Source organism: Streptomyces sp. NPDC046887 (genome assembly GCF_040644755.1).
GTDB classification, from domain to species: Bacteria; Actinomycetota; Actinomycetes; order Streptomycetales; family Streptomycetaceae; genus Streptomyces; species Streptomyces lichenis.
This window is the reverse complement of the sequence record NZ_JBEYXH010000040.1, coordinates 1-20692: the sequence shown is the minus strand read 5'-3', so window position 1 is coordinate 20692 and position 20692 is coordinate 1. Positions and strand designations below refer to the sequence as shown.

Sequence of the window (20692 nt, the reverse complement as noted above, 5' to 3'; positions counted from 1 at the left end):
GCAGTTCCCAGCCCTCCGGCAGAAGGTCTCCCTCTGCCTCAGGAGATCTCCACCTCGAAGGCCAGGTCGCGGCAGCGTTGCAGCACCGCCGTCACCCAGGCCTCCGGCCGCGCCGGGTCGAAGGCCCGCATCGTCTCCATGGCCCAGTACTCCGCGAACGGCAGTGCCGCCGGCCGGGTCTCCCGCAACCGCCGCGCCCGCCACCTCGGTACGCGGGGACCGAAGTCCCCCTCGCTCTCCAGCAGCGCGTCCACCGTGTGGCCGAGCGCCTGCCGGGCGGAGAGCACCGCGCTCTCCACGTCCTGGGCCGCCAGCCGGCGGACCGCGTCCTCGATGACGGAGTCCGCCGCCGCGAGCGAACGGGTCGTCACGATGGCCCGGAACGCCGACTCCGCCACCTGCCGCCGGCACTCCTCCGCCCACCCGGTGCCGCTGAGCGCCCGGCCGGCGCTCATCCGCTCCAGGAACAGCTCCTCGGCCTCGGTCAGCGCCGCCACCGCCGGGCCGCCCCGCTCGAACTGCTCCCAGGTGACCTTGGCCAGCACCTGGCGGACCTGTGCCGCGCCCCAGTACGTCAACTCCCAGCGCCGGTCCGTGACCTGAGTCACCACACAGGGCACCTCGGGCGGGTCCAGGGCCACCGGCAGGGGGTGGGCGCCTGCCGCGTCGAAGGGGGTGGCCGACACGATCTGGAAGTCGTAGCAGCCGCCCCCGTCGGCCCAGCCGCGCGCGACCGGCCCGACGCAGCACACCGTCAGGCAGTCCGCGGGCAGCAGGCCGCGCCGGTCCATCTCCTCCAGGCAGCCGTCCAGTCCGGTCCCCATGGCCGTACTCACCGCTTCTTCCCCCGGTCGGGTCCGAACAGGCGGACCGTGAAGTCGTCCGGCTCGTGCACCCGCAGTACGGGCCTGAGCCCCCCGGTCCGCCGCTGGGCGGGAGGCTGGTCCCCCCGGTCGGCGGGCAGCGCCGTCGAGCGGTTCAGCCGCTCGTCGGCCAGCGCGCCGACCGTCTCCGCCCACTGCCGGAGCTGGCCGGACTGCCCGCCGGGGACCCGCTGGGCACCGGCGGCCTCCAGGACGCGGTCCCACAGCCCCGCCTCGCTCCACTGGGTGAACCGGCGGTGGGCGTTCTGCCAGGACACCGTGAAGGTGCCCGGCAGCGCCCGCCAGGGCACGCCGCTGACCAGCACATACAGGATCGCGGCGAACATGGCCTCGTCATCGGCGCGTTGGCTGCCGCCGCCCTGGGGCCGCACCGCGGCGCGGGGCAGCTGGCGGCGTGCCACCGGCCACAGCACCATCGGTGCCAACCAGGAGAACCGGCCCGCGCCCGGTAGGGCGGCCCGGGGCGCGGACGGCCGGGCGGCGTCCGGCCCGGGGCCGCGCCGCCGCGGGGGTACCGAGTGGCTGTGCTGGGTCACTTCCCCTCCAGGGCGGTCACAAGAGCACGGAAGATCAGCGCGGCCGACGCCGCGCCCGGGTCCTGGTGGCCCACGCTGCGCAGGCCCAGATAGGAGGCGCGGCCCCGGCGGGCCTGGATCGGCGCGGTCGCCCGGGCGGCGTCCTCGGCGGTACCCGCCGCCGCACGGGCCCAGTCCACCGGAGTGCCGCCGCCCTCGACGGCGCGCGTGAAGGCGTCGGTGGCCGGCCGGTACACGTCGTACAGGGTCTTGTCGCCGGTCCGGGTCGCGCCCATCTCGCGGATGCTGTCGCACGCCGCCCCGAGGGCGGCCGCCAGGCGCCGGCCACCGGCGACGGCGGACCCCGGCGCCCCACCGACCCCACCGGCCCCGTACTCGTCCCCGTCCCCGCCCTCATCCCCGCCCTCGTCCAACGCGCCGCCCAGCGCGCGGAACGAGCCGCCGAACAGCGGCCCGGCGGCCCCGCCGACGGTCTCCGTCAGGATGGCACCGGCGCGGTACAGCACCTGCCCGGCGGTCTCCGTGCCCGAGCCCTCGCGGCCCAGGGCCGCGACCGCGGCACGGAACCCGCGCCGCATATTGACGCCGTGGTCGCCATCGCCGATGGCCCGGTCGAGTCGAGTGAGTCGTTCCTGCTCCCGGTCGAAGAGCGCCGCCGCTGCCCGCAGCCACGCCCGCGTCCCTGCGGAGTCCACCAGTCCTCCCGTTGCCTTGGCCATCGGCCGAAGTCCGTTCGGCAGCCTCACCCCCGCTCCACGCGGATGCCCGGCGGAGCCCACCCGCCCGCAGGTGCGGGGCGCTTGCCGTGCGGAGCAGATACGGGGTAAGCGCCCCACCAGTGGGGCGGCAACCCCGCCCGGGAAGACGGCCAAGTCCCCGGCTGGGGTTGCGCCGCAGGTGTCGTACGGCGGTCCGGCGCGGTCGATCGGCTTCATCACAGTGACCCCCTCGCTTCGGCTCGGCCGAGCCGCCGGTTCCTCGGCCGAAGCGTTCCCCTTGATCTGACGGACCGTCGTCCGCCGTCCCGGCAAGCGGTTTTCTCCGAACGTTGTTCTCTTGTAATGAACGCTTGACCGAAAACTAAGCGGGTCTCAAATGGGCTGTCAAGGACGTTTGGCAGCGCCCGGCCACCCCTCCCCCCAAGCGGAATCAGCCCCTCCGGAGCCTTGGTGCCGCCCCGCCTGACCGGGGGTTGGCCGGCGGAGCGGATGGGTAAGGTCGATCCGGACCGCAGGGCGGTTCCCCGGATCCCGGCACCGGCCGGTCCGGGGCCGTGCGGACCGGACGCGACCGGCGCGAGGGCGGCCGGGCAGGGGGGAGAGTCAACGATGGACGGTGGTGGCAGGCCGGGAAAGCCGGTCCGTGGCGGACGCGTGAGCGCCGCTCAGCAGGGGGTGATCCGGGTGCCGAAGCGGTGGGCGCCCAGCTCGCGGGAGAGGCTGCGGGCCGTCTCCCGGGTCGCGATCGAGAGCCCCTGTCGACACCCCTCCTCCAGCAGCCGCTCCACCGGGCCGACCACCCCGATGGCGCCCACGACGGCTCCGGTCCGGTCGAAGATGGGGGCCGCGATCCCCGCGTCGCCGAGAGTCGCCTCCTGGCTGTCCAGGGCGTAGCCGACTTCTCTGACCTGGTCCAACTGCTTGCTCAGCTCTGTGAGTTCGGTCACCGAGTGACCGGTCAGCACGGCCGGCGGACGGTCGAGCAGGCGCTTCCTCTGCTCCTGCGATGAGAAGGCCGCGATGGCCTTGCCCAGCGCGGTGGTGCTCCAGGGCAGCGTGGCCCCGGTCTCCAGCGGCTGCACCACGCTCCCGGGGCGGCAGACATGGTGGATCACCAGTACCTCGTCCTGGACCAGCACCCCGACCCACACCGCCTCGTCGGCCCGGGTGGCCAGCAGGTTGGACCAGGTGAGCGCTCGGGTGCGCAGCTCATGAGTGTCCAGATAGGCGTTGCCGAAGGTGACCAGTGCGGGGCCCAACCGGTACTTGCCGGACTCCCTCTCCTGTACCACCAGGCCGTCCGACTCCAGGGTGCGCAGCAGGCCGTGCATGGCCGACTTCGAGATCCCCACGCGCTCGGCGAGTTCGGTGACCCCCAACCGGGGTGACGCCCCGGTCAGCTCTCGGATGATGCGCACGGCGCGCTTGACCGACTCCACCAATTGTTCCACCCCTGTTCGGTATCAACGAACGTCGTTCGTCTGCACAGCCTCACGTTCACCGACGCCTGCGGCAAGCCATATGGTGCACCACCGCGAGCGCCCCGGAGCGCCGGGGTAGCGCTCCAGGGCGGCGAGACCGGTCCGGGGTGGCGAACCGGCGACCGTGACGAGGCTGCCGCGAACAGGGAAGCAGGCACGCCGAGATGCCCCCGACACCCCGCCCCCCCCGCGACCGAGGCCGATCAGCCCCTTCCCCCCGCCCCGGGGGTCACCCCGCGACGACCTCCACCACACCGTGCTCCAGCAGCCGTGCCGCGAACTCGACGGTGTCCCCCGTCGCCTCGTCGGCCGGGACGCCGTACTCCTCGGCCACCGAGGTGGCGATCCCCCGCAACGTCGACGTGCCGTCGATCCGCAGCACAATGGCCTGCGCGACCTCGTCGAACTCCAACGCCTGCTCCCGTACGGCGACATACAGCCGCCCCCGGTACCTGCGGGCCCGAGCCTCCACCCGGCGCTGCAACACACTCGCCGGCGTCAACTCCGCCCCCACATCCCCCACATCCCCCGTATCCCCCACATCCCCCGCGTCCCCCATCATCTTCCCCCCATCGCTAGGTCTCCTCCTGAAGGGACGGGACCGTGGCCCCTTGCACCCGGCCCCCGTAAGCGATCTCCGCCCCCTGAATCCTGGTCACACGCATAGGAATGCAACAGCCGCCCGACCACACCGTCAAGCACCACCTGAGACGGCCGACGACCCCGCCCGGTGGAACAGGTTCGACCTACACCCATGTGACCAGCGGACCACCCCGCACCCACAGCGACGACGAAGCACCCCCAAGCGCCGACGACATGAGACACATCCACCACCCCGCCCCCGGTCACCCCACCCTCACGGCGCGCGCCTCAGATGCAGATGACCGTCACCCGGACCTCGCACCCGGCGGCGGTCACACGGGCATGATCAGCCGTGGCTGCCCCTTGCCCGCGGCGAAGTCGAGCGTCTGCCACGTGCCGGACCCGGTACCGAGTCCCGGACTCGCGCCGACGACCCAGCCGCCTTACCGCATCCCACGCCTCCTCCCGCCGCCCGCCGAGACGGCTCGGCACCACCACGGGAAGCGTGCGCCGGACGCGAACGGCGCCACGTACCGGCTGAACAGCCGCTCGTAGTCGCCCACGGGACGGTGGCCGGTCTCCCGGGTGCCCGTGACGGTGATGGCTCTCACATCGACCCGGCCCGAGGTGCCGGGATCACCGCAGATACGTCTGCTGCCACTCCACCGAGGTCATACTCAGCGCCGCCTCCGCGAGGGCCTGCGCCGAAGCCGTCTTCAGCTTGGCGAGGCTGCTGTCGATCCACAGCTGTACGTTCCCGCAGCCCTGTTCCCGGTACTCCACCGCCTGGATCAGGCACTCCAGCTTGTCCGCGTCGTGTGCGCACACCACCTCCAGGGAGTCGCCGTTCTCGTACTCCTCCACGATCCGCCGCGCCCCGTCCCGTACGGCCGGGTGGGCCGCCGACAACTGGTCCTCGGTGACCGTCTGGTTCGATGCCGCTTGCAGATAGCGCCGCCCGATGTGCGGGATGTCCCCGACCCGGGTCTCCTGGGTGTCGTGCCAGAGCCCGAGCAGCGCCGTCCTGGCAGGATCGGCGCCCTCCATCATGGCGAGTACGGAGCCGATGAGCGCCACCCGGAACGAGTGCTCGGCGATGGTCTCCGGGTCCTTCACACCCGCGATCCACCAGCCGGACCTCTTGGCCCGCTTGAGCATCCCCATCTCCAACAGGAAGCCCGCCGTGCCCCGCGCCGCCTGGTCCTGCTTGTCATTCTCCGTCATCAGTCGTACCTCCGGTTAGGTCACTGGTGCGTGTGGCGCACCATGGCCGTCAGAACCGGGCCGTCCGCCGATGGCTGCTGCGCGCTGATCTTCCGGTAGCCCCAGCGCTCGTACAGTGCCTGGACCTTGCCGTCCCCGCTCAGCGGGTTGACCAGCAGCGAGACCTGCACCTCCGGCCGACCGGCCAGCAACTCGTCGTGTATCCGTCGGGCAACGCCCGTGCCGCGCCACCGCTGACGCACCATGATCTCCTTGAGCGCTGCGGTCGAGCGCTCGGCTGTGCCGGGCGGGAGCGGTGTCGCCATACGGCGCCACCACTGGTCTTCGGCCGTCAGGGTGTTGACGTATGCGTAGCCTACGGCCTCCTCGCCGTCGTAGCCGATGACGGCCTCCCAGCCGGGTTCGGATGCGTGGCAAGCGGCGGGCGAGGCAAGTCATGGGCGACCCCCGGGTGCCTGCCTGTCGTCGCAGCGGCTCCCCTCCCACATCCGAACCCAGCGACCGGGAGCGTTGCGCCGTAGGCGGCGGCCGAAGTCGTCCAGGGTCTCGGCGACCCGAGGGGTCAACTGTGCGGCTTCGGGGGCGATCGACATGGCGGTGCCGACGGCAAGCTCCACGGCGCCCTGGCCCAATTGCGCCTGGGCGAGCCGTGCGGTCACCAGCGTCCGGTCCCGCCGCATGGAGGGGTGCAGCAGGGCCAGGCTCCGATGCCCGTGCGCCTCGGCCTCCTCGTACCGACCGAGACGCAGGTACGCCGAGAGCGCCAGCTCCTCGATCTCGCCCCGGTTCCGCACCCCGTCCATCCACAGGGGCCGCCACTCCTGGGGATCGGCACGCTCGAAGGCGTCCACCGCGTGCCCCAACGCCTGCCGCACCGCCCGTGCGTCACCCGTCAGGCCGAGGATCGCCGCATGCCTGGCATGGCCGAGGGAGGCGAACAGGGGGTCGCGGCGGGCGACGGGCAGTCGCCGGGCCACGTCGTTGGCGGCCAGCCCGTCCCCGGGGCGGTCCATGTGGCGGTAGAGACTCCCGGCGTGCGACCAGATGCGGAACTGGATTGCGGAGTCACCGGACATGGCCGCCAGGCTCGCGGCGCGGTGGAAGTGCCGCTGCGCGGCGTCGAAGCGGCGACCGTCGATGGCGGCCCACATCGCGCTGGAGGTGAACGACGCGGCGCAGCCGTACAGCGCCCCTCGTACGCGCTGGCTCGCGGTGCCGCGCGCCTGGAGCGCCATGGCCTCGCCGGCCAGCGCCGTGGCCTGCGTCTCGATGGTGAGCTTGCCGCCGTGGCGGTGGTCGCTGGCGACGATGAGCGCGAACTTGGCGAGCAGCCGTTCCACGTCCCCGGAGCCGACCCGGGGCCGCGCCCCATGCGCCGGTGTCGCGGCGGTAGCCAGCACCGCTCCGGCGGAGGCGCTGACGAATCGACGGCGGTGCACAGGGTCCTCCGGTGGTGGCTTGGACGAGGAGCAGCCTCCCCGAGGTGCGAAGCCCAGCTCCGTCACCGGGCAGTCGAAGACCGCCTCTAACGCCGCGCGCTGACGCTGGTGCGGCCAACGCGTCTTGCCGGTCAGCCAGTTCCGTACGGTCCGGTCGCTGACCGTGCCCTCGTATCCGGCCGCCCGGAGGTCGGCGTTCACCGCCTCGGCGAGTTCCGTCTGCGTCAACCCGTCGTCGGCCATGCGTGCCCTGAGGATGTCGTTCCCCTCCACGTCGGCCACGGTAGCGATCCGCGTGGCCGTGGCAGAACCGGAAGTCCCGGAAATTTCCGGTTACCCCATGAACCCGCAGAGTGCTTTCTTCCTCGCCCTGGGTGACGGTTATCCGTTCACTGATCGTGGGCGCCAGGCCGGTCGGCTCGGTGTCCGGAGGACCCCGCCCTCGACTTCGGGGCGGGTGGCAACCGCCTGATCCACCATCCAGAGGCACTGATGACCGTGAGCGCGACAGCCCGCCCCACCGGGCGCCCCAGCCACCTCGAATCCCGTCTGTACGACTCCGAGAAGAGCCCTCCGCCGAAGCCGGCCCCCGTCCCGGAGCTCCGCACCCGTGCCGCCGCCCTCGTCGGCATGCTCACCGCCGCGACCGGCAGACAGCCCACCGTCACGCACTCGCCGGAAGGCATCCGTATCGAGACCGTCCTGCCCGACGACCTCGGTCCCGCCGCGCGAACGGCCGTACTGCTCGCCCTCGCCGAGTGCTCCCGCTACGGGCACGAGCGGGTGCCCGAGCGCACCACCGTCTGGGCCGAGTTGGCGGCACCCACGGAGAGGGCACGACCGTGACACAGGTATGCGCCTGGTGCGCCGAACGGACCGATGAGCCGGTCTCCGTGGCGGTCGAGCACGTGGCCAGCGGCCCGGGCCGTGTCATCCACGCCTGCCCCGAATGCCTCCGGCGCCACCGGCTGCTGCCGCTGGACCAGCACCCGGCGGACAGCTGGGGCGAGGTCCGCTACGAGCCCGCCGAGTCCAGCGGCACGTAGCCGCTCTTCGGGTCCCCAAAGCCCCCGCCCGAACCGAAATTCCCTGGCAGGACCGCGGTCCGGGCGGGTTCGTGCACCACCCACCTCGAAGAAGGGACGGCACATGAACAACATCGCCCACCGCCGTGGCGTTGTCCAGGGCGACCCGGACAACACCGACATCGAAGGCGGCGACGGGGGCGGGTCCAACCCGACCCACGGCTGCGGCGACGGCAACTAGGCACCGCTCGGCCGCCCGCCCGGAAGCTTTGGGCGGGCGGCCGCCCCATCGACACGTACCGAAGGGACCACCTCCATGGCCCGAACCGTGACCGGCGAGAGCCGGGTGACGGTCCTTCCCCTCCTTCACACCTGGCCGGACCGCTACCTCGTGCTCGCCTACGCGAGTACGGGGGCCTTCGGGGACACCGCCGCCGTCGGATGGATCCCCACGGCGGACGACGAGGCGGGCCCGGCTCTCATGGACATCGCCATCCGCCATGAGCCGCAGCGGCTGTACGGGTCACCGGCCGGGCGTCCCGAGTTCGCGGCCGCCTGCTGGCTGATCTGCACGGGCTGGAGCGGTCGCGGCACTCCGCAGCCGCGCACCCTCGATCTGCGCTCCGTCCGCTGGGAGTTGCGGGTGGACCGCACGGTGGAGCTTGGGCAGACCATGTACGGCCACGACCGGCTACATGTCGGCCGACTCACCCTCCTTGACGAGGCGCTGATGGCCAAGGCCGCCCAGGTGCTCCCTGATTACGCGGCTGGTTGAGGCTGGCGCCTGTTGAGTCCCCCGTCTCAAGAGGGGCGGGGCCCCGCGCACCACAAGAGGAAGGAACCGATCATGACACAGCCGATCACACGAGGCAGTGGCGACGGAGGAGGCGGGGACAAGGCGCCCGGCCAGCCCTGGACGCCGCCCCCGCCGCCCCCGCCGGACGGGTCCACGCCGCCGGGGGACGGGAAGCACCGCAAGTGATGCTCGCTCATGAGCAGGATGACCGCGCCGGTGAGGAGCTGGCGCGGTACCTGCTGGATACCGGAGCCTTGTCGTCGGACTGGGTCGAGTCGTTCCGGGCCGTGCCGCGTTCCCGGTTCCTGCCGGACATGGTCTGGGCGTACGACATGGAGACCGGGAGGAGTGAGCCGGTCGACCGCTCGGACTCCGCCGCGTGGCGACGGGCCGCGTTCGCAGACGTTCCGCTGGTCACCCAGTGGGATGACGGGCGGCACACCGGCACCGCACCGGGGACGGTTCCGACCAGTTCAGCGAGCATGCCCTCGGTGGTGACCGCCATGCTCCGCGAGCTGGACGTGCGCGACGGCATGAGGGTGCTGGAGATCGGCACCGGCACCGGGTGGAACGCCGGGCTGCTCGCACATCGGCTGGGCCCCGGCCAGGTCGTCAGCGTGGAGATCGACGGTGCGGTGGCCGTACGGGCTCGGGCCACGCTGGCACGGGCGGGGCTGGCACCCGAGTTGGTGCACGGGGACGGGCAGGAGGGGTGGGCGGTGGGGGCGCCTTACGACCGGGTGGTCGTCACGGCGGGCGTACGGGAGGTCTCACCGCACTGGCTGGCCCAGACCCGGCCCGGCGGGCTCGTCCTCGCTCCGTTCGGCACCCACTACAGCGACCAGGACGCGCTGGCGCGGCTGACCAGGCACGAGGACGGCAGTGCCAGTGGGCCGTTTCTGCGGATGGTCGAGTTCATGAAGCTGCGGGCCCAGCGACTGGACTGGGGGCGGTTCGACGGTCATGTCGTCGACTTCCCGGGTGGGGCGGAGGTGTCCGGTACCGGGGTCGGGATGGGGGAGCTGGGCGGGCGTTATGACGCGGTGCGGTTCGTCATCGGGCTGTGTGTAACTGACTGCGCCCATGTGGTCAACGGGGCCGGGGAGGAAGGGAGCGGGAAGGCCTGGTTCTTCGACCTGGGGAGCCGGTCGTGGGCGGCGGTCGACTTCCGGCGGGACGAGGCGGAGGCCGCGGTGTACCAGTACGGGCCCCGGCGGCTCTGGGACGAGGTGGAGCGGGCCCTGAGGTGGTGGAAGGGGCTGGGTGGGCCCGGTGTGGAGCGGTTCGGGTTGACGGTCAAGGCGGAGGGGGATGCCCGGCCGTGGTTCGGGGAGCCCGGGCGGGTGCTGCCGCGGTTCGCCTGACCACGGGGGACGTCTCACGGCGGATAGGGTCCGTCCGCCCCGCCGAGCCGGGGGGCGTTTCGTCGGAGTTGCGCAGGAGGAACCGTGCCCGCACGTCTTGACCACACCATCGTCCGCAGCCGGGACCGGTTCGCCGGGGCGCGGTTCCTCACCGGGCTGCTCGACGCGCCGGAGCCCACGGCGTTCGGGCCGTTCGCGTCGGTGCCGCTGGACGGGGGTGTGACCCTGGACTACATGGAGGTCGCAGCCGGGGAGGTCGCCTGGCAGCACCTGGCGTTCCTGGTCTCGGAGAAGGAGTTCGACGCCATCTTCGAGCGGATCCGGCGGCGCGAACTGGCCTACTGGGCCGACCCCTTCCACCAGGAGCCGCAGACGATCAATCACCTGCACGGGGGGCGCGGCGTCTACGTGGACGACCCGGACGGTCACTCGATCGAATTCATTACGCATACGTATGTGAGTGAGTGAGGTGGGACGGGGGCGGGTCAGGGGCGGTCGTCACCGGTGGCGCGGGCCAGCACCCCGGCGAGGGTGTCGTCCAGGCCGCACTGCCCGTCCTCCGTGCCGGGCGGGACCGTGTCCAGGGTCCGCTCCAGCCAGGTGGCCAGCGGGTCGGCGGGGGCTTCGAGCAGGGCCTCGCCCTCGGGGGAGGAGAGGGCGAGCAGGACGACGGGTGCGCCGTCCACCGCCGTGGGCCAGATGCGGACGTCGCCGTGGCCGCACGGGCCGTGCACCCCCTCCACCAGCAGCTCGCGGGCGAAGGTCCAGCACACCGGCTGCGGTGAGCCGGTGTGGAAGGTGATGTGCACGGCGTACGGGTCGTCGCCGCGGTAGGTCAGCCGGGTCGGCACCGTGATCCGCCGCTCCGCCGTCAGCACCATCGTGAACTCCAGCTCGCTCTCCACCATGCTCTGCCGCATCGGAGGTCGTCCTTCCTGCTCGCCGAGGTCGTGGCTCGGTCTTCGGGGCCGCCGGACGGGGCCCGTAGAGAAGGAGAGGGGCTTCCTCCGCCGCCATTACGCGACTTCGGCACATTGGTTGCGGGAGGAGGGAGAGGGGAGAAGGGAGGAGGAGAGGCGGGGTGCGATCGGGGATGACCGATGGTGTCCGTCCCGGGTGACCGATGGTGTCCGTTCTGGTCGGACCGGTCCGGGGGCGGGCGGGGGTCTGATAGATGTGGTGCCCAGACTTGAGGCCTCGAAGAGATACGGGACCACGGCTATGAGCGCCCCGACCCCGGCAACCGGCGACGGCAGCCCCACGCCCGGCTACTACCCCGACCCGTCCATCCCCGGGTACATCCGGTTCTGGAACGGTGCCGCCTGGGTGCCCGGCACCAGCCGTCCGGCGCCCAAGGAGGGCGAGTCGTCGCCCGTCGCGCCCGCGGTGGCGGCCCCGGCCGCTCCCGTGCCCGCGCCCGTCCCGGCGGCGGTGGAGGAGACGGGTCCGGTCTTCTTCGACGAGATGGGGGAGGACGGGCCCCGGGCAGAGGCCCCGCAGCCCGCGGCCGTGTGGCAGGCGGACGCCTCCCACCAGAGCGGGTTCGGCGGCGACCGGGACCGCCGGGTCTCCTGGGGCGCCGAGGCCGGGCAGGATCCGCGTACCGCCTCCGCCCCTCCCGCCGATCCGGCCGGGTCCCCAACGGCGAGCGGTGATCCGGGCGGTGGGGATCCGAGCGGTGGGGCCCTGCCCGGGGTACGGAGTGTGGGGGAGGAGGGGGTGGTCGCGCGAGAGGGCACGGTGACCCTGCGGGCCGTACCGCCCCGGCAGGGCGAGCGGCCTGGCGCCGGGCCCGCCGTACCGCCCCGGTCGGAGGGTGCGGCAGACGTACGGCCCGCCGCGCACCCCGCACCGCCAGCCCCCGCCCCCACCGCGCACCCCGCACCGGCGGCCTCCGCCCGTACCGCGCACCCCGCACCGGCGGCCTCCGCCCGCACCGCGCCGCCCGCGCCGGTGCCCGATCCGGCCCCGGCCGCTCCCGGGGCACCGGCACCCGCCGCGGCCTCGCCCATGAGCGCGGGGGACGGCGGCGGCTCGGCGTCCTGGGCGCAGCAGGTGCACCGGCTGGCCCAGCCGCCCGCGGCCGAGGCGGCGGTCGCCGTACCGGCGCAGCCCCGGACGCCCCAGGCGCAGGAGCCGGTGATCCCGTGGAAGCCGCCGGTCGCCGACCCGTTCCTCCAGGCCGCGCAGGCCCAGGCGGCGGCCCGGCCGGCCGGGCTCGGGCGGCGGCTGGCGGCCCGGCTGGTGGACACCCTGGTCCTTGGGGCGCTCGCCGGGGCCGCCGCCGTACCGCTGGTCACCCGGGCGCTCGACCACATCGACGCCAAGATCGAGCAGGCCAAGCAGTCCGGCGAGACCGTCACCGTCTGGCTGCTGGACGGCACCACCGGCGGCTGCCTCGGCGGCGCGCTGGCCATCCTGCTGGTGCTCGGGGTGCTCTACGAGGCGCTGCCGACCGCCCGTTGGGGCCGCACCCTCGGCAAGCGGCTGTACGGGATCGAGGTGCGGGACATCGAGTCGCACCAGCCGCCCCCCTTCGGCGCCGCGCTGCGCCGCTGGCTGGTCTACGGGGTGCTGGGCCTGCTGGTGGTGGGTGTGGGCAATGTGCTGTGGTGCCTCTTCGACCGGCCGTGGCGGCAGTGCTGGCACGACAAGGCGGCCCACACCTTCGTGGCCGGCCGCACCCGCTGACCCCGCCGGGTCCCCCGTACGGCGGTCGCCCGGACGGACGGTGAGCCGTTGCGGGGGGTGGTGCGCCGGGATGCACTGCCCACATGAGCAACGAACCTCCGACCTCCGGTCCCCAGCCGCCCGAGGACGACCCCTTCCGGAAGAGGCCGCAGGGGCCGGAGGGCGCCGGTGCGCCCCCGCCGCCGCCACCTCCGGGCGAGGGCGGTTCGGGGAGTCCCTACGGGGGCGGTGGCTCCGGCGATCCTGGCGCGGGCGGCCCCTACGGGGGCAGCAGCCCGTACGGCGGCGGGGGAGGGGAGGGTGGTCCGTATGACGGGGGCGGGCCCCAGGAGCCGGGTGGCCCCGGCGGACCCGGCGGCCCGGGCGGGCCCTGGAGTGGTGGGCCGCCGCCCTACGGGGGCGGGCCCTACGGTTACGGCGGGGCCGACCCGCTCGCCGGGATGCCGCCGCTGGCGCCCATCGGGCGACGGATCCTGGCGCGGCTCATCGACTGGGTGATCGTCGCCGTCCCGCTCGCGCTCATCGGCATCCCGTTCGACATCTACCGGCGGGTCTCCGAGGAGGACGTCGCGGATGTCTGGGCGGCGAGCAGCACCGGACAGGTGGTGTTCCAGCTCATCACCATCGTGGCGTACGTCGGCTACGACACCATCCTGACGCGGCGGAACGGCCAGACCCTCGGCAAGAAGCTGATGGGCCTGCGGGTGGCGATGCTCAACGACGGCCGGGTGCCGGACACCAACGCCTCGCTGATCCGGGCCGTGGTGCTGTGGCTGCCCGCGCTGATCTGCTGCGCCTGCCTCTGGCCGCTGCTGCTGCTCATCCTGATCCTGGTGGACAAGCCCTACAAGCAGGGCCTGCACGACAAGGCCGCCAAGACGGTGGTGGTGGCCACCAGGCCGTAGCGGGGCGGCGGGATCCGCGTCAGCGGCGTAGCGAGTGCTCTCGGGCCGGGGCTTCTGCTCCGGCCCGGCTGCGTGTCCCGGTGGCGGTGGTGGTGCCCCGTGCGGCGGTACGGGTCCGGGCGCGCGCTCGCAGGGTGGCCGGGAGCCGTACGCCCACCGCCACCACCACGCCGAGCAGCAGGGATGCCACCGCGACCAGGGCGACGCCCGGGCCGCTGCTGGTGCCCGAGGCGAGCAGCAGGGTGACGGTCGCGAGGACGACGGTGGCGGAACCGTACGCGAGCTGGGCGGTGATCGGACGCGGCATGGCGGCTTCCGTCCTCGTGACGTGGCAGACGTGGCAGGCGTACAACCGGGCAGGGACGTGCGGTCGTGCGAGGGCGTGCGGGACGTACGCAGGGAGACGTGCGGGGGCCGTGCATGCGGTGCGGGTCCGACTCTACGAGGGTGGATGCCCCGAAGGAACCGCCGGTAAGCGTGAGTTGACCCACGGTGCCGGTGCACGGGGGGCGCACGGAGTCAAATGCCCCTCGGTGCCCGCATTCCGGACGGCCGGACGCGCCGGAGCGGCAGACCGCGGCCGGGCCCGGTGCTGGTCGCGGCGGTGGGGGCCATCGGCGCTGCTCGGGGCTGTCCGTCATCCGGATTGACGTGTTCACATAGAGCACAGGGGGTGAACAAGTCAAGGTCTGTCTTTTCCGGCCATCATCCGGTCGAATGTCGTCACTTGTGACGCGACACCGCACGCGGATAACACTTCGACCCCCCATCCGCGGTTCGCGGCGCGCGGGGAGGACAAGATCAAGTGACCAGCAATCGACGGGCGTTCAGAACGTCCGCGGTGTTCGTGGCGCTCGCCGCCACCGCCGCCACGGCCTCCGCCTTCACCACGGCGCAGGCCGACAACCGCCCGGTTCGCTCCGTGGAGCGCCATGACCCCGCGCCCGGTGCGCACGGGGCCCCGGGACACGACCACGCCGCCAAGGTCGATCACGACCTCGACGGCCCGTTCAGCAAGCAGCAGGCCCAACAGCGCGAAGCCGCGCTGGAGCAGGTCCTGGCCGGCGACGTGAAGGTGGAGCGCAGGGGTGCCTCCAAGGTCGTCAAGCTGGACGACCGCAAGTACGTCGAGCTCGGCCGGGAGAAGACCGACAAGATCTTCACCATCCTGGTGGAGTTCGGCGACAAGGTGGACAGCACCACCACCCACGACCCGGACGGCGCCGGGCCCAAGCCCCCGGTCGTCAAGTACGGCGGCACGCCCGGCCCGCTGCACAACAAGATCGCGGAGCCCGACCGCAAGGTCGACAACTCCACGGCCTGGAAGAAGGACTACAACCAGGCCCACTTCCAGGACCTGTACTTCGGCGCCGGCAAGGACAAGAAGACCGGCAAGCAGAAGCAGTCCCTGAAGACCTACTACGAGAAGACCTCCTCCGGCCGCTACTCGGTCGACGGCGCGGTCTCCGACTGGGTCAAGGTCGACTACAACGAGGCCCGTTACGGCTCGAACTGGTGCGGCTCCACCAACTGCTCCAACGTCTGGGACGCCGTCCGCGACGGTGTGACCGCCTGGACCGCGCAGCAGAAGGCGGCCGGCAAGACCGACGCCCAGATCAAGGCGGCGCTGGCCCAGTACGACCAGTGGGACCGCTACGACTTCGACGCCGACGGCAACTTCAACGAGGCCGACGGCTACATCGACCACTTCCAGATCGTCCACGCCGGCGAGGACGAGTCCGCGGGCGGCGGTGCCGAGGGCACCAACGCGCTGTGGGCCCACCGCTGGTACGCCTACGGCACCGACGCCGGCAAGACCGGCCCGGCGAGCAACAAGGCGGGCGGCACCCAGATCGGCAACACCGGCATCTGGGTCGGCGACTACACCATGCAGCCGGAGAACGGCGGCCTCGGCGTCTTCGCCCACGAGTACGGCCACGACCTCGGTCTGCCGGACCTCTACGACACCTCGGGTGCGACCGGCGCGGAGAACTCCACCGGCTTCTGGTCCCTGATGTCCTCCGGCTCCTGGCTGGGCACCGGCAAGAACGAGATCGGCGACCTGCCCGGCGACATGACCTCGTGGGACAAGCTCCAGCTCGGCTGGCTCAACTACGAGAAGGCGAAGGCGGCCACCGCCTCCACCCACACCCTGGGCGTCTCGGAGTACAACACCAAGAACCCCCAGGCCCTCGTGGTCGAGCTGCCCAAGAAGAACGTCTCCACCGCGGTCGTGAAGCCCGCCCAGGGCGCCACCCAGTGGTGGAGCGACATGGGCGACGACCTGAAGAACACCCTCACCCGCTCCGTGGACCTCACCGGCAAGACCAAGGCCGAGCTGGCCCTCGACGGCTGGTGGGACATCGAGAAGGACTACGACTACCTCTACACCGAGGTGTCCACCGACGGCGGCAAGAACTGGACCGCGCTGGCCGGCACTGCCAACGGCAAGGCCATCCCGGTCGACGCCTCCGGCGCGCCCGCGCTGACCGACGTCTCCGGCTCGCACCAGAAGCTGGTGTACCCGCTCGACGCGTACGCCGGCAAGAAGTTCGACCTCCGCTTCCGCTACCAGACCGACGGCGGCGCGGGCGGCAAGGGCTTCACCGCCGACTCCATCGTGCTCACCGCGGACGGCGCGGCGGTCTTCTCGGACAACGCCGAGAACGGTGACAACGGCTGGACCGCCAAGGGCTTCTCGCGCATCGGTGAGTCCTTCACCAACGCCTACGAGCAGTACTACATCGCGGAGAACCGCCAGTACGTCTCGTACGACCAGACCCTGAAGACGGGCCCGTACAACTTCGGCTTCGCCGCGCCGAAGGACGGCTGGGTGGAGCACTACCCGTACCAGACCGGTCTGCTGGTCTGGCAGTGGGACACCTCCCAGAAGGACAACAACACCGCCGTCCACCCGGGGCAGGGCCTGATCCTTCCGATCGACGCCCACGCCAAGCCGCTGAAGTGGAAGGACGGCACCCTCCAGCGCAACCGGGTGCAGGCCTACGACTCGCCGTTCAGCCTGTACCGCACCAAGGGGCTCACCCTGCACAAGGCCGACGTCCCGACGCGGATTCCGTCGCAGGCCGGGGTCTCGGTCTTCGATGACCGCAAGGGCGTCTACTGGTACCCGGAGACCGAGCGGGCCGGCGTCAAGGTAACTGACACCAACACCAAGATATCGATCGTCAACCAGCCGGCGAACGGCCAGACGATCAAGGTCAAGGTCGGCAAGTCCTCGAAGTAATCGCAAAACAGCAGGTCACAGCATGATCGGCCGTTGCCCCCTGGCGGGCGGCGGCCGTTCGTGTTTAGGTGCATGAGGTCCAGTCCTTATTGACACCACAGGGGCATCACAAGGGCTGCACAGGGGATCGGCCAGCGAGGAGGAGGATCGGCATGCCCGGCGGAGGGTTCTGCAAGCTGCCCGGCGGCAGCGTGGTCGTCGCGCTCGGCCTGCCCAGCCCGGCCGGCGACGGCTCCTCGGTACGGATCCTGGTGCACGCCGTCAACCGGCCCCGCGCCCTCACCCGGCTCCGCAACCTCGGCCTGCGCGCCGTCTATCTGCGCGGCAACACCCACCCGCCCACCCCGGACGAGGTCACCGCCGTGCTGCACCACCCCGACGGGCTGCTCTGGCGCGCCCTGCCGCAGGCCGACGCCGAGCTCTGGCACCCCATCCGCGCCCTGCCGCGCCGCCCGCCGGCCGGCCGCCCGCTGCACCCCTCGGGCCCGCGGGTGCCCGACGCCCGGACGGCGGCCGAGGGGCGGAAGCCCGGCGCCCTGGGGCCGTACGCCGCCGATGCGCGCGCCGACGGACCCCTTGGTCCCCCCGGCGCCGGCCCGAGGACCGACAGCCCTCATGGTCCCCCCGGCGCCGGCCCGCGTGCCGCCGAGGGCGGCCACCGCACCGGGGCGCTCTGACGCGCCCCGGCCCGTATCGGCCGGTCAGCCGCCGGCGGGCTGGACGACGGGCTTGCCGGTGAGCTCCACCCCGGCGGCCCGCAGCTCCTCCAGCGCCCGCTCGCTGGTCTCCGCCGACACCCCGGCGGTCAGGTCCAGCAGCACCTGGGTGCGGAAGCCCGCCCGGGCCGCGTCCAGCGCGGTGGCGCGTACGCAGTGGTCGGTGGCGATGCCCACCACGTCCACCTCGGTCACCTCGCGCTCCCGCAGCCAGTCCGCCAGCCCGGTCTCGTTCTCGTCCGCCCCCTCGAAGCCGCTGTACGCGGCGGAGTACGCGCCCTTGTCGAAGACCGCGTCGATCGCGCCGGAGGCCACCGCAGGCGCGAAGTTCAGATGGAAGCCGGCCCCCTCGGTCCCGGCCACGCAGTGCACCGGCCAGGAGTCCACGTAGTCGGGCCGGTCGGAGAAGTGGCCGCCCGGGTCGATGTGGTGGTCGCGGGTCGCCACCACATGCCGGTACACCACCCCGGCCGCCTCCCCCACCAGGTCGGTGATGGCGGCGGCCACATCCGCGCCCCCGGTCACGGCGAGGCTGCCGCCCTCGCAGAAGTCGTTCTGTACGTCCACGACGATCAGTGCGCGGTGCATGGGGATGTCCTTCGGGGGAGGCACGGGCGGGGGACGGGGAGGGGGCGGTGGAGGTGCGGCGGGTCGGGGGAGTGCTCACGGTGCGCAGGGCGCGGGGCGTGCGGGTGCTGCGGAAGGCGGCGGGAGCGGGTCCGTCGGCGGCCTCCGACACCACCGAGGTCATCGGTGACCCGGACGCCATCGGCGCGCCACCCGAGCCTAGAGACTCCACCGCCGCGGCGGGAGGGGTCCTCCCGCCCGGGAGGACGTCTCCCACCGGACGGACGGCCCCAGCCAGCGACCCGACCACACCGGATGCGCCGACCGCCGACCGCCGACCGCCGACCGCCGACCGCCGGGCGGACGGGTGGGCCGCCGACGGACGGCTCCCCCCGGGCGGACGGCCCCGCCCAGGCGGCCTCCAGCGGCCACCCCCGGGGCGGCCGCCCCGACGACCGGGCCCGACGACCCGCCCCGACGACGGGTCCCGACGACGACCGGGCCCCCGACGACCGGCCCCGACGACGGGTCCCGACGACGACCGGTCCCGACGACCGGGCCCGCGCACCACCGGGGTCGCGATCCGTCTGCCCGCGGCTCAGACGTACTCCGTGGCGATGACCGGTTCGCCGCGGGAGAGCTGGAGGGCGGACATCGGCAGGGTGGCGCGGGCCGTGGTGTGGCGGTCCCGGGCGGTGTCCAGGGGCTCGCGGCCGACCACCTTCCCGTCCCGTACCAGCTCCACCAGCAGCTGCCGGTCGGCCAGCTCGGGCGGGACCGGGCCGGTGCCGATCACCTCGGCCTCGGCCGCGCCCTCGGCGTCCAGCCGGCGGGCCGCCCACTTGCGGCCGCCGACCGACAGCTTGCCGCCGAGCGACTTCTTCGCCACCGGCACCAGCGGTGCACCCTCGTCCGCCGACTCGGCGCGGGCCACCAGCTTGTAGACCATCGAGCAGGTGGGGTGCCCGCTGCCGGTGACCAGCTGGGTGCCGACCCCGTACGCGTCCACCGGCGCCGCCGCCAGCGAGGCGATGGCGTACTCGTCCAGATCCGAGGTGACCACGATCCGGGTGTCCTTCGCGCCCAGCTCGTCCAGCTGCTGGCGCACCCGGTGGGCGACCAGCAGCAGGTCGCCGGAGTCGATGCGTACCGCGCCCAGCTCCGTACCGGCCACCTCCACCGCCGTACGGACCGCCTCGGCCACGTCGTAGGTGTCGACCAGCAGGGTGGTGCCCCGGCCCAGCGACTCGACCTGCGCCCGGAAGGCGTCCCGCTCGGTGTCGTGCAGCAGGGTGAAGGCGTGCGCCGAGGTGCCCACGGTCGGGATGCCGTACCGGAACCCGGCCGCCAGGTCGGAGGTCGACTGGAAGCCGCCGATGTACGCGGCCCGGGACGCGGCGACCGCGGCCAGCTCATGGGTGCGCCGGGCACCCATCTCGATCAGCCCGCGCCCGCCGGCCGCCGCCGACATCCGGGAGGCCGCCGCGGCGATCGCCGAGTCGTGGTTGAGGATCGACAGCACCACCGTCTCCAGCAGCACGCACTCGGCGAACGAGCCCTCCACCCGCAGGATCGGGGAGCCCGGGAAGTAGACCTCGCCCTCCGGGTAGCCCCAGATACTGCCCCGGAAGCGGTAGTCGGCCAGCCAGTCGACGGTCCGCTCGTCCACGATGTCCCGCTCCCGCAGGAAGGCGAGCACGGCCGGGTCGAAGCGGAAGTTCTCCACCGCGTCCAGCACCCGCCCGGTGCCGGCCACCACGCCGTAGCGGCGCCCGGGCGGCAGCCGCCGGGTGAACACCTCGAAGACCGACCGCCGGTCGGCCGTCCCGCCCCGCAGCGCCGCCTGGAGCATCGTCAGCTCGTACTGGTCGGTGAAGAGCGCGGTGGACGGCACGTCCACCGGCAGACCGAGATCCCCGCCGTTCACGGCGTTCGCAGTGTTCATACGGCGGATGGTACCCCCATAGCGTCACTTTGACGATTTCGATCCCGGGGGAAGGCGGACCCGTGCCGAACGGGCACATACGGCGGCCGGTTTGTGCGGTACCCCACCCCGGGTGGCAGCATGGACCGAGTGAGTGTTGCTCCCACTGAGATCGAACGCACCGAGCCGGCCGCCGAGGGTTTCGCCGTCGTGGAACCCGACGTCCCCTGGGTGACGATCGTCCACAACGACCCGGTCAACCTCATGAGCTACGTGACCTACGTCTTCCAGACGTACTTCGGCTACTCCAAGGACAAGGCGCACAAGCTGATGCTGGACGTGCACCACAAGGGCCGGGCCATCGTCTCCAGCGGCACCCGCGAGGAGATGGAGCGCGATGTGCAGGCGATGCACGGGTTCGGGCTGTGGGCCACCCTCTCCCAGGACCGCACCTGATGAGCGGGCACTTCGAGGCGCTGCCCGGCGGCGGCGCGGCCGTACCGCTCGACGAGGTCGAGATCTCCATCCTCCGCTCGCTCGCCGTCCAGCTGCTGGAGCTGATCGGCCCGGGTGACGAGCCGCCGGTGGGGGA

22 protein-coding genes and 2 pseudogenes are annotated in these 20692 nt (G+C 72.7%); 12 read left to right on the top strand and 12 right to left on the bottom strand.

Features of this window, described 5'->3' with window-relative positions:
- Positions 1-38 precede the first annotated feature (38 nt).
- The 8 genes from ABZ945_RS27855 to ABZ945_RS27820 form a co-directional block, all read right to left on the bottom strand.
- Positions 39-824, bottom strand: coding sequence for a hypothetical protein (locus ABZ945_RS27855; protein WP_361274871.1), 786 nt, complete (start codon positions 822-824; stop codon positions 39-41).
- Positions 825-832: 8 nt separating this feature from the next.
- Positions 833-1420: a transposase gene (locus ABZ945_RS27850; RefSeq protein WP_361274868.1), complete on the bottom strand. Its 588-nt coding sequence runs from the start codon at positions 1418-1420 to the stop codon at positions 833-835.
- On the bottom strand, positions 1417-2139 hold the full coding sequence (locus ABZ945_RS27845; protein ID WP_361274866.1) for a DAK2 domain-containing protein: 723 nt from the start codon (positions 2137-2139) through the stop codon (positions 1417-1419). Before ABZ945_RS27845 ends, ABZ945_RS27850 begins: the two co-directional genes overlap by 4 nt.
- A gap of 665 nt (positions 2140-2804) precedes the next feature.
- Complete coding sequence (locus tag ABZ945_RS27840) at positions 2805-3590, bottom strand: IclR family transcriptional regulator (protein ID WP_361274863.1); 786 nt, start codon at positions 3588-3590, stop codon at positions 2805-2807.
- Between the two features lie 259 nt (positions 3591-3849).
- Positions 3850-4182, bottom strand: a complete 333-nt coding sequence (locus ABZ945_RS27835; RefSeq protein ID WP_361274860.1) for a PqqD family protein — start codon at positions 4180-4182, stop codon at positions 3850-3852.
- A 656-nt stretch (positions 4183-4838) separates the two neighbouring features.
- Positions 4839-5426: an HD domain-containing protein gene (locus ABZ945_RS27830; protein ID WP_361274858.1), complete on the bottom strand. Its 588-nt coding sequence runs from the start codon at positions 5424-5426 to the stop codon at positions 4839-4841.
- 20 nt (positions 5427-5446) lie between these two features.
- A complete protein-coding gene (locus ABZ945_RS27825; RefSeq protein WP_361274855.1) occupies positions 5447-5731 on the bottom strand; it encodes a GNAT family N-acetyltransferase in 285 nt (94 codons plus the stop codon).
- A gap of 129 nt (positions 5732-5860) precedes the next feature.
- Positions 5861-7138 (bottom strand): helix-turn-helix transcriptional regulator, encoded by a 1278-nt coding sequence (locus ABZ945_RS27820; RefSeq protein ID WP_361274852.1) that lies wholly within the window; start codon positions 7136-7138, stop codon positions 5861-5863.
- Positions 7139-7363: 225 nt separating this feature from the next.
- Between ABZ945_RS27820 and ABZ945_RS27815 the strand changes: the two genes are divergently transcribed.
- The 6 genes from ABZ945_RS27815 to ABZ945_RS27790 all read left to right on the top strand — a co-directional run bounded on the left by ABZ945_RS27815 (position 7364) and on the right by ABZ945_RS27790 (position 10518).
- Complete coding sequence (locus ABZ945_RS27815; protein WP_361274850.1) at positions 7364-7711, top strand: hypothetical protein; 348 nt, start codon at positions 7364-7366, stop codon at positions 7709-7711.
- Complete coding sequence (locus ABZ945_RS27810) at positions 7708-7911, top strand: hypothetical protein (protein WP_361274847.1); 204 nt, start codon at positions 7708-7710, stop codon at positions 7909-7911. Before ABZ945_RS27815 ends, ABZ945_RS27810 begins: the two co-directional genes overlap by 4 nt.
- Before the next feature lie 295 nt (positions 7912-8206).
- The gene (locus ABZ945_RS27805; protein WP_361274845.1) at positions 8207-8665 is read left to right on the top strand and encodes a hypothetical protein; all 459 of its coding nucleotides are present in this window, start codon (positions 8207-8209) and stop codon (positions 8663-8665) included.
- Positions 8666-8737: 72 nt separating this feature from the next.
- Positions 8738-8872 carry a hypothetical protein gene (locus ABZ945_RS27800; RefSeq protein WP_361274842.1) on the top strand — a complete coding sequence of 45 codons (135 nt, stop codon included), beginning with the start codon at positions 8738-8740 and terminating at the stop codon, positions 8870-8872.
- Entirely contained in the window at positions 8872-10050 is a 1179-nt protein-coding gene (locus ABZ945_RS27795) for a methyltransferase domain-containing protein (RefSeq protein ID WP_361274840.1), read from the top strand. The genes ABZ945_RS27800 and ABZ945_RS27795 overlap by 1 nt, the downstream gene beginning before the upstream one ends.
- Before the next feature lie 84 nt (positions 10051-10134).
- Positions 10135-10518: a VOC family protein gene (locus tag ABZ945_RS27790; protein WP_361274837.1), complete on the top strand. Its 384-nt coding sequence runs from the start codon at positions 10135-10137 to the stop codon at positions 10516-10518.
- Between the two features lie 17 nt (positions 10519-10535).
- Here ABZ945_RS27790 and ABZ945_RS27785 read toward each other — a convergent pair whose 3' ends face one another.
- Positions 10536-10970: an SsgA family sporulation/cell division regulator gene (locus ABZ945_RS27785; protein ID WP_361274834.1), complete on the bottom strand. Its 435-nt coding sequence runs from the start codon at positions 10968-10970 to the stop codon at positions 10536-10538.
- A 301-nt stretch (positions 10971-11271) separates the two neighbouring features.
- Between ABZ945_RS27785 and ABZ945_RS27780 the strand changes: the two genes are divergently transcribed.
- Together ABZ945_RS27780 and ABZ945_RS27775 are read left to right on the top strand one after the other, a co-directional pair.
- A complete protein-coding gene (locus ABZ945_RS27780) occupies positions 11272-12741 on the top strand; it encodes an RDD family protein (RefSeq protein WP_361274831.1) in 1470 nt (489 codons plus the stop codon).
- A gap of 83 nt (positions 12742-12824) precedes the next feature.
- Positions 12825-13646, top strand: coding sequence for an RDD family protein (locus tag ABZ945_RS27775; RefSeq protein ID WP_361274829.1), 822 nt, complete (start codon positions 12825-12827; stop codon positions 13644-13646).
- A 19-nt stretch (positions 13647-13665) separates the two neighbouring features.
- On the opposite strand, the gene ABZ945_RS27770 is transcribed toward ABZ945_RS27775, so the two are convergent.
- On the bottom strand, positions 13666-13953 hold the full coding sequence (locus tag ABZ945_RS27770; RefSeq protein ID WP_361274827.1) for a hypothetical protein: 288 nt from the start codon (positions 13951-13953) through the stop codon (positions 13666-13668).
- 498 nt (positions 13954-14451) lie between these two features.
- Between ABZ945_RS27770 and ABZ945_RS27765 the strand changes: the two genes are divergently transcribed.
- Positions 14452-16893, top strand: a complete 2442-nt coding sequence (locus ABZ945_RS27765) for an immune inhibitor A domain-containing protein (RefSeq protein WP_361274825.1) — start codon at positions 14452-14454, stop codon at positions 16891-16893.
- A gap of 152 nt (positions 16894-17045) precedes the next feature.
- Positions 17046-17348, top strand: a pseudogene (locus tag ABZ945_RS27760) (hypothetical protein); the annotation flags it as partial.
- Positions 17349-17594: 246 nt separating this feature from the next.
- Here the strand turns inward: ABZ945_RS27760 and ABZ945_RS27755 are convergent.
- A complete protein-coding gene (locus ABZ945_RS27755) occupies positions 17595-18197 on the bottom strand; it encodes a nicotinamidase (protein ID WP_361274822.1) in 603 nt (200 codons plus the stop codon).
- Positions 18198-18774: 577 nt separating this feature from the next.
- Positions 18775-20103 carry a nicotinate phosphoribosyltransferase gene (locus tag ABZ945_RS27750; RefSeq protein ID WP_361274965.1) on the bottom strand — a complete coding sequence of 443 codons (1329 nt, stop codon included), beginning with the start codon at positions 20101-20103 and terminating at the stop codon, positions 18775-18777.
- A gap of 138 nt (positions 20104-20241) precedes the next feature.
- Here ABZ945_RS27750 and clpS point away from each other — a divergent pair, with 138 nt between their 5' ends.
- Together clpS and ABZ945_RS27740 are read left to right on the top strand one after the other, a co-directional pair.
- Positions 20242-20556 (top strand): ATP-dependent Clp protease adapter ClpS, encoded by a 315-nt coding sequence (clpS, locus tag ABZ945_RS27745; RefSeq protein WP_361274820.1) that lies wholly within the window; start codon positions 20242-20244, stop codon positions 20554-20556.
- A pseudogene (locus ABZ945_RS27740) lies at positions 20556-20692 on the top strand (DUF2017 domain-containing protein); the annotation flags it as partial. The gene clpS and the pseudogene ABZ945_RS27740, both read left to right, overlap by 1 nt.